Below are 14,088 nucleotides of genomic sequence, written 5' to 3'. Positions count from 1 at the left end.
GATGGCCCGCGCAAGCCGGGGCGACGACCGACTCGATGAGCCGGCCTCACACGACGAAAACGGGCAGTGCGTTGTCTTACTTCGTGGGATGCGTACGGAGCCGCATCGGGTCGTAGAACGGCATCTTCACCACCACGGCCGGCCACTCGCCCTTGTCGTGAATTACGAGTTCCGTTCCGAGCTTGGTGGACCCTGGCTCGATCTGTGCCATCGCGAGCGACTTCATCAGATGCTTACTGTAGGTCGTGCTCGTTACGACACCGACTTCCTTGCCGTTGGCGGTGATCTTGGACAGGGGCTCGATTGCGCGATCGCACTCGACCTCAAGGCCCGTGATGAATGAACGCTCCTTGCCCTTGCTCGCCTGCACGGCCTTCTTGCCGATGAAGTCCGGCTTCGAAAGATCGATGGTCCAGTCGGCCTTGACCTCCCACGGCGTGGTATCGCCGTGCGTCATGTCGAACGGGAAGAACAGCAGGCCGCCTTCCACGCGCACGATGTCGAGCGACGACCAGGAGACCGGGATTACACCCTTGTCCTTTCCGGCTTCGAGGATCTTGTCCCAAATGAAGTGCGCATCCGCAGCCGAGCAGAAGACTTCATAGCCGCGCTCGGCAGAGTAACCGCCGCGTGCAATGCTGACCGGCTTGCCGAACAACGTCGTCTTCTGGTGCTGGAAGTACGGGAGACCCGCAAGATTCATCTGCGTGTGCGGAGCGAGCACGTCGAGCGCTACCGGACCCTGCAACGACAGAATGTGCACGTCGTTATCGCGCTTGACGCTGACGTCAAACTTCGACGCCACCGCCGGCAGGGCCTCCTCCAAAGCGCCGCCGCCGTGAGACAGGCGGAACTCATTCGGGCCATCGACGTACACGAGGACGTCGTCGATCAGAGCGCCTTCCTCGTTGACGATGTTCGAGATGTGAGAGTCGCCCGTCTTGGCCTTCGAAACATCGGACGTGAGGAAATAGTTCAGGAACTTGAGCGCATCCGGCCCCGAGACGTTCAGCATCTTGAGCGCCGTCACCTCGATCAAGCCGGCGCGGTAGCGGATCGCCGCAACCTCGTCATAGGGATCGGTGCTGTAGTTCTGCGGAATCGGCATATCGTTCCATGACGTGCTCGTCATGTCCGCGCCGAGCGCGATGTGCCGATCATTGAGAACAGACTGTCTTGTTTCCTTGCTCAGTCCCATGGGACGCTCCTCATTATTGGTTCTGTTTCTTTGTGATTGGTTTTGGTTCGTCGTGTTGTTTTCAGTCTGGCCCTCCGCCGGGCGACGTCGGCGCACCGTCGTCGTACTTGGAGAGCCAATCGAGCGTGGTCTGGCGGTAGCGCGTCAGGCCCTTGTATTCGGCAAGCTCGTTCGGCAGCGTTTGCAGGACGCGCGGGAAGCGACGCCCCCACTTCGGCACCGTTACGAGCTCTCTCATCTTTATGAGGTAGCAGCGGATCGAGAACAGAATGGCGTTCGACCGCGGCAGGCGGAACAGCCCCTGCAGCTCGACGCGCAGATGAACCTTGTCGCCGACGTTCTCGGGGGTGACCGTCAGGCGGTCGGTGCCCCACTTGTGATAGTTCTCCGGGCTCGTATCGAGGCGCGAATTAATGGTCATGGTCCAGTTGAGGCGCCGGACCGGATGGCCGACCTGGAGGTTGAGAAGGAACTTGAGTGCGCGATCAAAGACCCCCTTTTCGTGCGCAAGCGGGACGGGTCCGTGCCACTCGAAGAAGTTCATGCCAATGTCGAAATCCAGCGACCAGTCTGCCTGTGTGGTGATGATGCCCGCATCCATATAGAGCTGGCCGTCGCGCTGATCCTGGATCGAGAAGTCGCCCTGACACTGACGGCCGATGTACTCCATCGGCTGGTAGGGAAGCGTCGACACATCGCCGAACGTAAACTTCTGATCGATTCCGAGCGGACGGTTGATCCAGTGCCAATGGGCGCCATCGCGCGTCAGTGTGAAATGCTCAGGATAGCTCGCCGCCATCGACGTCATGAGCAGCTCAAGCATATCCCACTGCGCCGTCATCATATGGGGCAGTGCCTGACAGCGGCCGGGGTCGGCATCGAGAACCATCGCTCTGTCGCGCATCTCGGACACGTAATGCTCGTCGATGTCGATAGGGAATTCGTAGACCGAGCCCTTCGGACCAGCGGTATGCGGCTCGATGTTCACCGCATACATGTACTTGTCTTCGTGGAACGGGAACGGAAAGCGGCTAATGGCCGCCAGGCTGTTCGAGAACGTGAAGTCGTCCCGGAACGTCTCATTTTTAAATGCCAGAACCATTTCGGATCTCCTGGAGAGATGCTTCGGAGTTGCTGCTCAGAGGTCGAGCGTTATGGAGTCGCCGGAGATGCGCGAAAGGCAGATCATGATCTTTCGCCCTGACGCCTTCTCCGCTTCGCTCAGAAAATGGTCGTTGTGCTCGATGAAGCCGTCACAGGCGATGACGGTCTGCTCGCATTGCCCGCACGCCCCGCCGCGGCACAGGAACGGCGGATTGACGTCAGCCTGCTCCAGCGCCTCGAGGATGCTCTGGTGACTTCCGACTGCAATTTCGCGCACCGACCGCGCGAGCTTAACTTTGAACGGCTTGCCCGCAGGCGGCGCAGAAAACTGCTCTGAGTGGACGTTCTCCGTTGGCCATCCGGCCAGCGATGCCGTGCGCAACACCCACTCGATCATGGCCTTGGGACCGCAGACGTAGACATGAGAGCCGAGCGGCTGATTGCTCAACACGCGCTCCAGCGGCACGAACTGCCCCTTGTCCTGGAGGTAGATGTGGATGCGGGATCCGTAGCGCTGCTCGAGCAGCTTGCAGTAGGCGCCGTCCTCGAGCGAGCGCACGCCGTAATGCAGTTCGAAGTCCACATTGAGCTTCTCGAGCTCGCTCATCATCGACATGAACGGCGTAATGCCGATACCGCCAGCCACCAGGACGTGCTTGCGCGCGAGCTTGACCGGCGGAAACAGATTCAGCGGATCGCCGATTTCCAGCTCCGTGCCGACGGAAACGTTGTCATGCATGAAATTGGAGCCGCCGCGCGACGGGTCGCACTTCAAAACGCTGATCTGATAGCTCGAGGTGTCGGCCGGGGATCCCATCAGCGAATAGGGATTGCGGATCGTTCGATCCCTGGCGTGCATCGCAACCGTAATGTGCGAGCCGCCGGAAAACTCCGACAAAGGCGTGCTGTCAGCGCTGACGAGGCGAAATCGCTTGATGCGGCTTGTAACCGGCTCGACTTCAGCCACGCGAACACGGCGCATAGACGATGCGGTCATTGAAATTCTACCTTCGGTTCTGGGCTTTCATGCGGATCTTCGGCGTTGATGCAGACGCCCTGGAAGGCGGCGAGGCGCTTGGAATAATGGTCACGAACGAGCAGGAGCAGTCCGCAATGGGCGCACTTCACCGGGTTCGTAGTGACGTTCTCGATCATTCCTTTGCAATGCACGCACTGAACGCGCCGCATCAGCGAGCCCCGATGCTCGGTATAGACAGACAGAGGATCGATAGAATTCTCGATGCCGGCCTGGACGACCGAGCCGATCAGTGGCTCTGTGCCAGCCGCGTAGAGCCGCATCCCCATCGAGGCCGACGCCAACGTTGCTTTCAGCCGTTCGATTGCAGCAGGAAGATCGGCCTTTACCTCGACAGTCGCCGGCTGCAGCCGTTGAAGAAGACCGCTGCTTTCAGCGCTGCGCGCATCATCCGCGAGTATGACTGTGCTGCACTTGGCGAACTTCTCGTCCGCGCGCGCGAACAGCTCGACAACCGCTTCGGCTCCGTCACGATCGCACACAATCAAATTGATGCGGGCGTTCGGATCTGGCCTCAGACCTGGATAGATCGGCCTGCTTTTGATGCCGCTGTACATGTCACCTCAATTCCGAGAAGGCGTAGTTGTCGGGATTGATGGGAGCGGCCAGGGCAAGGAGGAACCCCCGGCCGCTCCCGCTCTGCTTAGCCGGGCAGCTGGAAGATCCAGTTGGACACCAGGACAACGGCTAGACCCGCCGCCAGCGTGATGTACGGCAGCATGCCGGCCTTGCGCTGCTTGAGGTCCGCCTGCGTGAGGCCGAGATCGCTCAGCATCTGCGCAGGGAACACACCCTTGTCCTGGACGTAGTGGCGGAACCAGAACACGGGGATGATCAAGAACGCGGTGAAGAGACCGGCCCAGAGAGCGATCGGGTTCCACACCTTGGCGCCTGCGCCCATAAACACAGCGTTGACGAAGGCCAACAGCGTACCCACCGCGATCACCCACGTGGGGGCGCGCCAGGGACGATGGACGTCCGCGTTATCGATGCGGTGGATCCAGCCCGAGTTCAGGTTGAGGAAGTTGAAGATGATGTAACCGCAGTTGGACACGGCGAGGATGAAGAAGAAGCTCGTCGCGTCGGCGCAGGCGATCGCCAGCAAGGCAAGGTTCACGCAGAGGTCCGTCCACATGGCCGCCGTCGGCGCGCCGTGCGAGTTGACGTGACTCAGGTAGCGCGGCAGCCAGCCGTCGCGCGAGCCCTGGTAGAGCGTACGCGAGGAGCCTGCCATTGCCGTCATGAGGCACAGCATGAGAGCAAGGATCATCATCATGACCAGCAGGCTGGTGACCCAGCCGCCATGCCCAACCATCTGACCCATGGCCTCCGCCACACCGGAGCCATCGACGATGGACGGTGCCAGCATTCCGTCAAGACCGAGCACGCCCTGGAACGTGAACGGCACAAGCGTGAAGAGTACGAGGCAGAGAAGGCCGGAGTAAAAAATGGCCTTGAACGTGTCGCGACCGGGATCGCGGAACTCGCTCGTGTAGCAGACGGCCGTCTCAAAGCCGTACGTCGACCACGCGGCGATGAACATGGCACCGAGGATCAGCGTCCAGCCCGGAATGTCCCATGCGCCCATTTCGGGAGCGTAGGCCGCTTTCAAAGGCTGAATCGGCGTGTAGTTCGACCAGTCGATCTGGCCGGTGATGATCGGAATGACACCGACGATAAACATCGGAACGATGACGGCCAGTCCGATGAACTTCTGTACGTTGGCAGTGCCGAGAATGCCGCGATGCTGAATGGCAAAGGTGATCAGCATCAGGATCGCGCCGATGAAGAACGCGGCGTTGAACGAGAAGGAAACCGGACCGAGCGTGCCGTGGAAGAGCGCCCAGTTGCGGATGGCAGGAGTGAGCGCTGCGACCGCATCGGCGGACAGGAGTGCCTGGACGGCATCAACCGCCGACTTACCCTGGTTCGCCGCCAACCACTCGACGACACGGGGTGAGTCCTGCGCGATGGACGATGCGTTTGCGCTCATCCAGGCGACCACTTGCGGTGCATCAGCCGGCGGAATGGGCGCGAGAGAGTTCAGGATATAGGCCGCTGCGATCGAGCAGCCGAGGGAGAGCACGGGGGTCCAGGCGAACCAGTTGCACCAAACCGAAAGCGGGGCGATCAATTTGGAATAGCGAACCCATGCCGCGGCACCATAAACGGATGCGCCGCCAGACTTGTTCGGAAAGAGGCCTGCGATTTCAGCGTATGTAAACGACTGAATAAGGCCCATGACCATTGAGACGGTCCATACAAGAAAGGCGACTTTACCGGCCACGCCGGCAATGCCGCCAATCGAAAACAAAACCAGAGCTGGAACGCCACTTGCGACCCAAAATGCCCCTTTCCAGTCGATAGCCCTTACGAGTTGACCGGATGAGGCATCTAGCCCATCCGCCGTCAAAGTTCCCTGCACCATCGTTGCCTCCAAGCCAGTTTCAGTTCACGTCCCATTCCCTTTTTCTTGGTTCCGCCCCCTGCGGTCCGCTCTTGAAGGGGCGGAGCCGTAAGCAGGAGAACGGGTGCTGGACTGAGTGGCCTGCGCCTTTTGAAGCGCTTATTTTTTCAACGACCAATTAAAACCAATTTATACCACTAAGGCCCAACGCTGATCATCTTATGACCGCAATTTTCTCTCGCAAGCCCAAAAATTGAAATTTCAGAAATGTTGTTCGTTCTTTGTGCAACTGCACAATGGCTAATCATGTGGACTTTCTTGGCCTTATGGCGAATGCTGCACCTGCAAAGCTACATTGGGCACAATTGGTCATTATTGGTTGAAAATTTTCATTGTTTTCTATATGGTCATTGAAAAACTGAATGACGTACACGCGCTAAGGCTCAGAGATGATGGGCAAGACAGCCGATTGGGAGGCCGAGACAATCGCTGGATTTCAGGCGATTGGCGCTTCGCGGTTTCAGGAGACGGCCAGGCATTGGATTCGGGCCGCGGACCGCCTCGCAGCCGAATGTCCCTCAGATCCACGGAACGGAACCGCTCGCTCAAACGCAGGGGTAGCTCATCTGCTGCTCAGTCAGCGACGCGCTGCGGACCAGGCTTTTCAAACGGCAGAGCAGGCCTGGATTGCCTTGGACGAGCGTATCCCGACCCTCGATGTTCCGCTCGTCGGAACGAGTTCGTCGTTTCACTTCCGGTTGGCGTCAGGGAATGTCACGTCTTTCACAGAGGCGCGCCGGAAGCGTTACGCGCGGCTGTGCGATGCAGCACTGGCGATCACTCGCTTCAATCGGCTCTTCACCCGCGACGAGCGGCCAAGTTCGGCGGCAATCGAAGCTGCCCGGCAGGCGCTCGCGTCCGTGCTGGCCGACGTCCTTGGCGCAGGGGCCCCTGAGATCCGCTTGCTCGCCTGGGCTGCCGACGACGATGGGGCACCTGCATACGCGGTGGAGAAGGTCGCGGATTTCAAGCAGCGTCGTCCTTCGATGTCGGAGGCCTTGTCGGAAGACTGCCACCGCATGGAAACGGCGTTTGCGCTCACGGCTCTTTTCAGCCCCGGACTACTGCGCCACGAAGCAAATTCGAACGGCTACAATCACGTTCCCGACTCATCGTCCAGGCACAAGGCACCTCAATGAACCAAACTCTAGAGATGGATGTTCCGCCCTGGATCAGCGATGTCTCGCGCCATCCCCTCGTGACGCCGCAGGTGAAGGAGATCGCCACGCGCATCTTCGCGCGTATTTCCGCCGGCCAGTATCCCTTTGGCACGCGCATTCCGGCTGAGCGGGACCTCGCGGTCGAGTTCAAGGGAACACGCGCTACAATCCGTCAAGCGCTGGACTTCCTAGCAGTTTACGAGATCGTTTCACGACGAGCCGGCAGCGGAACCTTCGTTTCCTATCGCAAGCCTGCAAACGCGCTGCCGCAGACCCGCCCCCCTGCCCAGACCGGCCCGATCAATATCGATCAGATCGCCGAGACCGCCTCCCCGTTTGCCATGAACATCGCCGAATCCATTCTGGAGCCGGAGATGGTGCGCCTCGCGACACTCTACATGTCGACGCGAGATCTCGCCGAACTCAGCCGCCAATTGGCGGGCCTCGAATCCATCGTCACGGAAGCCGATGAGTTTGCCGCGCTCGAAGATGAATTCATGATGGTCATCGCGCGTGGAACGCACAATTCGCTGATCGTCGCCATGTACGCGATCTTGAACGAGGTTCGCCGCCAGCCTCAATGGGCCGCAGGGCGCCGACAGATGTTCACGCCCGGAAAGATACGTGACGTGCAGCTCCTGCTGCGCTCCCTTCACGATGCCATCGCACGCCGGGACGTGGAGACGGCCGTGGAGCTTATCAAGCTGCACATCGCGAGCACGCACGAGGACATGATCGCCGAGTCGTGACTTTTGGTAGTGGTGACTACGACGAGGCGGCCGCTTGGTGCTCGCGCTGGTCCCACATCAGGTCAAGCGCGCGCATGTGCTTGATGAGCACGGACTTATGGCTGTTCCACCAGTCGATGATCGAGCCGTATTCCTGTATGCGCGCACGCCCATCGACGATGGCAACCACCGGCCAATCGCCCACGAGCGCATTGTCGATGCCGAACAGGTCTTTGCCCCACCAGATCGCCTCTCCAAAGGCGTGATGACCGACGCCACCCACACGCATGAAGGCGAGAACGGCGAACGGTTCGAACGTACGCGCGCGCTGTACGGCGTTCTTCCACAGCTCAAGCGTTGAGGCGTACTCCCAGGACACGGCGCTCCACTCGCCCGGGAAGCGTCTGCAGAACTCATCGTAGAATTCGCCGGGGTCCTCGAAATTCACCTGCGGCTCGTTGAGCTTGGGATCATCGAAATCCGGGAACTGGAAGACGAATCCTTCCATGAATTCCGGGCTCGTGCGCCGGATTAGCTCCTGATAGTTGTCGCACGTGCAGGACAGGAGCTGCCCCTTGAACCCGCGCTTGAAGGCCTCGACCGTCAGCTCATGCACAAACGGCTCATAGGCCGTATCCCAGCACAAGATATCGGGGTTCCGGGCCATCATCTCCTCGACGACCTGGCCAAAGTCCACGCTGTCGGGCTCGAACAGCTTCTCGGCCACCAGCTCGATACCCGCAGCCTCGAAAGCGGCGCGGTAGGTCGCCATCGATGGCAGACCAAGGAGGTCCTTCTGAGCGCACATGGCCGCCGTCTTGAGATGCGGCTTGTTTCGCCTTAGCCATTCGACTCCCGTGACGTTGTAGATTGGATGCACCTCGCTCGGCGCGACCAACGTAGGTGCATCGGGCGTGAGGTCGCTCGGCAGCAAAGTCGAGACAAGCATGCGCTGCTGGCTGATGAGCCGGCGCAATTCGGGACTGAGGTCGTCGCCACCGATCATCAGGATGAGCTTGACGTCGTCCTCGACAATGAGCTTCCGGGCGCCGCGCAAAGCCAGATCCGGCTGATACTTGGTGTCGTACTGGACCAGTTCGAGCATGTACCGCCGATTGCCGACCTTGACGCCGCCAGCGGCGTTCACGCGATCGATCCAGATGCTGCTTCCGTTCAGCCCCGGCGCCGCCCATGCCTTAAGCGGGCCCGTCAAGGGAGCCAAAAAGCCGATCTTGAGATCCGTTCGGGATTCAATGCCGAAATTGCGCAGGGCAACCGCAAGTGCGCTACCAACTGGACTTTTTGCTCGACCGCCCATCGATAGGCTTCTTCTCGTGGTTCCAAGCTCTCAATACGGGACAAGCCTCCCACTGGCTGCAACACTGATGAAATCAGTTCGAGCTTACCCGGCACTTATCATAGCCCGTATGCAAGCCTGCGTCTGTCGCCGACACGATGCTCATGCCATGAGCCGACGCGCGCGTCCATCGCACCTTGGATCAACGACTGTTGCAAGCGCATTCTACAGATTCTGCGTGTCGCGCGCATCCAAGGCCAATACCGGAGGCGAACACCCTTTTTTGTTCAGGCGGCGAGACCGTAACCGCTCAACTCTCGTGCATGCCGCGGCGGAGCGCGGCTTCGATCGGCTGCCAGAGGTACTGCAGCAACGTCCGCTCCTCCGCGACGATGACAATCTCAGCCGCCATACCCGGGATGAGCTCGACGTTCGGGGCGTCCTTCTTGAGCTTTTCCCGATCAACCTCAACCCGAGCCAGATAGTAGGCCTGCTGGCCACTGGGGTCGGTGACGCGATCCGGCGACACCGACTTGACACGGCCTTCAATGCGGGGAAGCACGCGGCTCGAATAGGCCGAGAGGTGGATCTGCGCCACGAGACCGGGGTGCACGCGGTTAATGTCGTTCGGATAGACGTGCGCGTCGATGATCAGCGCATCGTCAGTGGGCACGATCTCGAGAATGGACTCGCCACGCTGGACGACTCCCCCAAGGGTCTTGGCCCGCATGTTGATGACGGTGCCGCCTGTGGGCGCAGTGATGACAGTCCGCTTCAGCACGTCTGCGCTTGCGCGCAGGCGTTCTCCGAGATCGGCCAGATCGAGGCGCACCTTGTCGGACTCGGCCGTCACCTCGTCCAGCCGCTCGGCGTCCAGACTCAAACTCTGCAGCTCGGTCTCGGCAATCTGCTGACGCACCCTGCCGATTTCCGACATGTACTCACTGTGCCGTCCCACCAGCGCGCTTTCCTCGCGCTGCAGCCTCAGTGCTTCCGGCTTGGCGAGCAGACCCTTGTTCACGAGAGCGATCTTTCCTGCTGCTTCCTCGCGAATGAAGCCCAACTGGGTCTGCGTGCTCTCGGCCTGAGCCGTCAAGCCTGCCACTTGCTCGTTGAGTTGCTCGACTTTTTTGGCGAGCACATTCTTGCGTGCCTGATGGGTGGCGCGACGAGACAGGAAGATCTGCTGCTGGGACGCAGCGACCGCACTCAAATGGCCGTCGACTTGTAGCTCAGACGGAAATTGCAGCTTTTCCGCACCACTCTTCTCTGCATCGAGTCTTGCACTGCGCGCGAGCAGAGACTGACGCTGGCCCATGAGAGCTTCGTAGGTCGCGCTCGACTGAATGGGGTCGAGAACGATGAGAGGCTGCCCGGCGGCGACGGTCTCACCCTCGCGCACTTTCAATTCGCGGACGATGCCGCCTTCCAGATGCTGCACCGTCTTGCGGTTGCTCGTCGGGCTTACGATGCCCGGAGCGACTGCGCCACCGGCCAGCGGCGCGGTTGCCGCCCAAGCGCCAAATCCGAAGACAAAGAGGAAGATCAGCGCGTAGCCGGTTCGCGCCGGGCGTCCCACGTACTCGGAAAGGCTCGGCGTTTCCGCAGCCGGACTCCAATCGGGTGCCTCGATCAGTGCTTTGCCCTGGTCGCCGGAAATGACCGTGAGTGCGTTCATGACGCGCCCGCCTCGATTTGATGATCTGCAGATCGCGTTAGCGCGTTTGCCAAACTGCCGGGACGACGCATCGGCACGGCGTCGGCATTCCCTGTGTTGGCGGATGCTTCGCTCCAAGCCTTCAGGACCGTGTCGCGGCTTCCATACATGGCCATGGCCCCGTTGTTCAAAACCAGGACCTTGTCGGCCTGCGCCAGCGTCGAGGGCCGGTGCCCGACGATGACGAGCGTGCATCCGCGGCGCTTCAAATCCTTCAGCGTATCGGCGAGGGCGGATTCGCCGGCCTGATCGAGATTGGCGTTTGGCTCATCGAGGACGATGACACGCGCCTCACCAAACACCGCCCGCGCCAGGCCGATGCGTTGCCGCTGCCCGCCCGAAAGGCGGATGCCACCATCGCCAATCCACGTAGCGTATCCGTTGGGGAGCCGCTGAATCAGAGGATGCACACGCGCGCGGACTGCCGCATCGACAACGGCCTCGTCGTCACCCGCCCACATGCGCGCGATGTTGTCCTGCACTGTGCCGGGGAACAGCTCCACATCCTGAGGCAGGAAGCCGATGTAGCGCCCCAGCTCATCCGACTGCCAATGCCGGAGGTCGGACCCGTCAAGGCGCACGGCACCTTCTGCGGGCATCGTGAGACCGACGAGGAGCCGGCAAAGCGTGCTCTTACCCGCACCGGATGGGCCGATGATAGCGAGAGCTTCACCTGGCCGGATGTCGAACGAGATGTCCTTGAGCAGCATCGGGCCGTTGTTCGGCGCGGCATAGCTCAGGCCCTCGACGCTCACGTGCCCCTCCGGTTGCGGCAAGGCCGGATGGCGAACCTCGGGCGGATACTCTGTCAAATGCTCGCAGAGACGGCCGTAAGCGAGACGCGCGGATACGAATGTTTTCCAGCCGCCGATCGCCATCTCCACAGGGGCCAAGGCGCGGCCGAGCAGAATTGCCGCCGCAATCATGGCGCCGGTCGTGATGGCATTCTGAACCACGAGCCACGCGCCAACGCCAAGAATCGCGACCTGAACGAACGACCGCACGAACTTCGTCAGAGACAGGATACGTCCAGCCGTTTCGCCGGCCATCTGGTAAGCGGCCGTCACATCCGCGTTGACGATGCGCCAGCGTGCCATCATGGCAGGCAAAAGCGCCATCGCGCGCACCACCTCGGCGTTGCGCATGGTGACATCCGCCAACTGCATGGCCTCTGTCTGCGCCGTGTGGGCTGCCTGCGTCGGCGCTCGTGTCATCCATTCGTTGGCGAGGCTGAGCGCGAACAGTGCAAGCGCCGAAAGCAGCGCGACCGTGCCGAGATAGGGATGCAGGAACCAAATGAACCCGACAAAGATCGGCACCCACGGGGAATCAAAGAACGCTGACATGCCTTGCGTGGCGATGAAGCTCTGGATCTCACCAAGGTCGCGCAGTGCTTCCGCGCCGCCATGATCTCCCTTGAGGGCGGCCCGCACGCCGGTTTCGATGAAGACAGGGCTCAGCTGCTCATTGATCCAAGCTCCGGTCCGCATGGCAATCGAAGCGCGCAGCGTGTCCAGCACACTCATCACCAAGATCGCCACGCAGGTGATGAGAGCAAGAAGAACAAGGGTCTCGACTCGCCCCGAACGCAAAACGCGGTCCATGACCTGGAGCATGAAAAGCGGGGTCGCCAGCATGAGAATATTGATGACGAAACTGAAGGCCGCCACCGTCCGAAATGCGGAGCGGCACTCCCTCAGAACCGCAGCCATCTGCGGGGGAGTTGGGCGAACTCCGGAAATTTTTCTATTTGACATAGCTGGCACCGAGCCTCGGGCTCATTCGACGAAATGCCTTCAGCAAATTCCGCGCCATATTTTATTTTATACGCGCACCGCCACAGCCAAATGTCGTGACACTTCTATTTACTTTATGGCTAGCCTATTTTTCCATTATGCGAGCATATCTTTCACTCACTCGCATTTATGAACCCGCGCCAATTTTCATTTGGCGCGGGCCGTAATCGTGGCGCCGTCCCATCGCTCAGCTAGATGATTGGATCGGCTATTGGTGCGCTCAATTAAGCCGGCTGACCGTCCATTGAGGGGTGGCAGGGAATCTTTACCTCGCAGCCGTAATCCGGCTTGTAACCGCAGTCGGTCTTGACTTCGCACTTGGGTGGCTTGCATTCCTGCGGCGGTTTGCAATCCTTCGGGGGCTTGCAATCTTTTGGCGGCTTGCAGGGCTTCGGCGGGGGTTTCGGTTTAACTTTCGTGCATTTCCAGAAGGCCATATCGTACTCTCCAGCTAAGATCTTAGCCCCTAGGTATCGTATGGATACTTCCGCATATCCTTTTCGTCAGTACCGAAACGTTACACTGGTAAAGACCAAAGCTAGCATACGCCCATTTTTCGCGCCCCATTTCCGAACGGTTGGCAAAATTATGCAGCCCCGCCCGAATGTTCCCCAAACACGGAAACCAAAAAACAAAAAGGGAGCCCAAGGGCTCCCTTTTCCAGCCTTTGCGCTGGAAGATATCTATTTCAGAGGGGCAACCTCTTCGCGGGCGCCGAATTTGTATGCGATGCCCACTCTCGCAACCCAGAAGTCGTCTTCCCATTTTGCAGTCGCCCGGCAAACCTGCGAGCAACCATATGAACTGTCCGACGAGACTTTGTAGTTCTCGGTCTCGCTCCCCAGATCGACCCAGAGGCTTTCGGCCCGCACCGTCCAGTTGCCGGCGTGGATGAACTCGACGCCACCGCCAATGGTCCATCCCCATTGCGTGTCGTCGTCCTTTCTCGAGAAGGAGAAGAACGAGTCGCTAAAGCGATGGTCGACGGTGGCATAGGCCAAGCCGCCTGTGGCGTAGAAGAGAACACGGTCGCTGGAGACCAGGCCGAGCCGAACCCGTGAGGTTCCGTACCAGTCGATGTCGCTCTTCAGCGAGATCGTATCGACGTGGTCTTCGGACGACGAGTTCAGGAAGTTGATGTCGGATTCATAGCCGATCAGCCAGCGGTCACATTGATAGTTGTAGCCCCAGAAGGCGCCGCCGGTGAAATTGCTGTCGTCGTCACCGTACTTCCCGCCGTAAATCTTGTCCGTAATATCGGCGTCGTGCCGGCCGTAGCCGAGACCGGCGCCGACATAGAAGCCGTTGAACGGCCCTGTTCCGCAGCCAGTCGCCGCGGCAGCCACAGGCGCTGCGTTCATGCCATCCGCAGAGGCGCTGCCTGACCAGGTCAACGCCGTTACCACCAACAAAAGTGCCAATTTGCGCGTCATTGGTTCCATTCCCTTGCCAGGTAAGTCAGCCGTCAGCATCACCCCTAGGGGTATTCCGACTCTTGAATGCGCGTCGAAATGTGTGCCAAGCGAACAGTGATTCGCCCTCGCACGTCGAGGAGGTCACTCCACGGATCATGTGATTCAGAGCT

11 protein-coding genes are annotated in these 14,088 nt (G+C 60.1%); 2 read left to right on the top strand and 9 right to left on the bottom strand.

All coding sequences use genetic code 11. The features are described 5' to 3' along the window. Nucleotides 1-76: 76 nt before the first annotated feature. From VHO05_RS04150 to VHO05_RS04130, 5 genes are all read right to left on the bottom strand, one after another. Nucleotides 77-1,198: an aminomethyltransferase family protein gene (locus VHO05_RS04150; protein WP_329645353.1), complete on the bottom strand. Its 1,122-nt coding sequence runs from the start codon at nucleotides 1,196-1,198 to the stop codon at nucleotides 77-79. Between the two features lie 61 nt (nucleotides 1,199-1,259). Then, nucleotides 1,260-2,300 carry a DUF3445 domain-containing protein gene (locus VHO05_RS04145; RefSeq protein ID WP_329645352.1) on the bottom strand — a complete coding sequence of 347 codons (1,041 nt, stop codon included), beginning with the start codon at nucleotides 2,298-2,300 and terminating at the stop codon, nucleotides 1,260-1,262. A 36-nt stretch (nucleotides 2,301-2,336) separates the two neighbouring features. After that, nucleotides 2,337-3,299 (bottom strand): PDR/VanB family oxidoreductase, encoded by a 963-nt coding sequence (locus VHO05_RS04140; protein WP_329645351.1) that lies wholly within the window; start codon nucleotides 3,297-3,299, stop codon nucleotides 2,337-2,339. After that, a complete protein-coding gene (locus VHO05_RS04135; protein ID WP_329645350.1) occupies nucleotides 3,296-3,895 on the bottom strand; it encodes a dimethylamine monooxygenase subunit DmmA family protein in 600 nt (199 codons plus the stop codon). The genes VHO05_RS04140 and VHO05_RS04135 overlap by 4 nt, the downstream gene beginning before the upstream one ends. Nucleotides 3,896-3,981: 86 nt before the next feature. Continuing rightward, the gene (locus VHO05_RS04130; RefSeq protein WP_329645349.1) at nucleotides 3,982-5,766 is read right to left on the bottom strand and encodes an APC family permease; all 1,785 of its coding nucleotides are present in this window, start codon (nucleotides 5,764-5,766) and stop codon (nucleotides 3,982-3,984) included. Nucleotides 5,767-6,437: 671 nt separating this feature from the next. On the opposite strand from VHO05_RS04130, the gene VHO05_RS04125 reads away from it, so the two are divergent. Together VHO05_RS04125 and VHO05_RS04120 are read left to right on the top strand one after the other, a co-directional pair. After that, nucleotides 6,438-6,944 carry a hypothetical protein gene (locus VHO05_RS04125; protein ID WP_329645348.1) on the top strand — a complete coding sequence of 169 codons (507 nt, stop codon included), beginning with the start codon at nucleotides 6,438-6,440 and terminating at the stop codon, nucleotides 6,942-6,944. After that, on the top strand, nucleotides 6,941-7,714 hold the full coding sequence (locus tag VHO05_RS04120) for a FadR/GntR family transcriptional regulator (RefSeq protein WP_329645347.1): 774 nt from the start codon (nucleotides 6,941-6,943) through the stop codon (nucleotides 7,712-7,714). Before VHO05_RS04125 ends, VHO05_RS04120 begins: the two co-directional genes overlap by 4 nt. A 16-nt stretch (nucleotides 7,715-7,730) precedes the next feature. On the opposite strand, the gene VHO05_RS04115 is transcribed toward VHO05_RS04120, so the two are convergent. From VHO05_RS04115 to VHO05_RS04100, 4 genes are all read right to left on the bottom strand, one after another. After that, nucleotides 7,731-9,011: an ABC transporter substrate-binding protein gene (locus VHO05_RS04115; RefSeq protein ID WP_329645346.1), complete on the bottom strand. Its 1,281-nt coding sequence runs from the start codon at nucleotides 9,009-9,011 to the stop codon at nucleotides 7,731-7,733. A gap of 289 nt (nucleotides 9,012-9,300) precedes the next feature. Then, complete coding sequence (locus VHO05_RS04110) at nucleotides 9,301-10,668, bottom strand: HlyD family type I secretion periplasmic adaptor subunit (RefSeq protein WP_329645345.1); 1,368 nt, start codon at nucleotides 10,666-10,668, stop codon at nucleotides 9,301-9,303. After that, nucleotides 10,665-12,464, bottom strand: a complete 1,800-nt coding sequence (locus VHO05_RS04105) for a type I secretion system permease/ATPase (RefSeq protein ID WP_329645344.1) — start codon at nucleotides 12,462-12,464, stop codon at nucleotides 10,665-10,667. The genes VHO05_RS04110 and VHO05_RS04105 overlap by 4 nt, the downstream gene beginning before the upstream one ends. A gap of 722 nt (nucleotides 12,465-13,186) precedes the next feature. Continuing rightward, on the bottom strand, nucleotides 13,187-13,936 hold the full coding sequence (locus tag VHO05_RS04100) for an outer membrane protein (protein ID WP_329645343.1): 750 nt from the start codon (nucleotides 13,934-13,936) through the stop codon (nucleotides 13,187-13,189). Nucleotides 13,937-14,088 lie beyond the last annotated feature (152 nt).

The sequence above is a fragment of the Hyphomicrobium sp. genome (assembly GCF_036262015.1).
Taxonomy (GTDB): domain Bacteria; phylum Pseudomonadota; class Alphaproteobacteria; order Rhizobiales; family Hyphomicrobiaceae; genus Hyphomicrobium_C.
The sequence above is the reverse complement of the archived record's forward strand: the minus strand, read 5'-3'. Positions and strand labels throughout refer to the sequence as shown.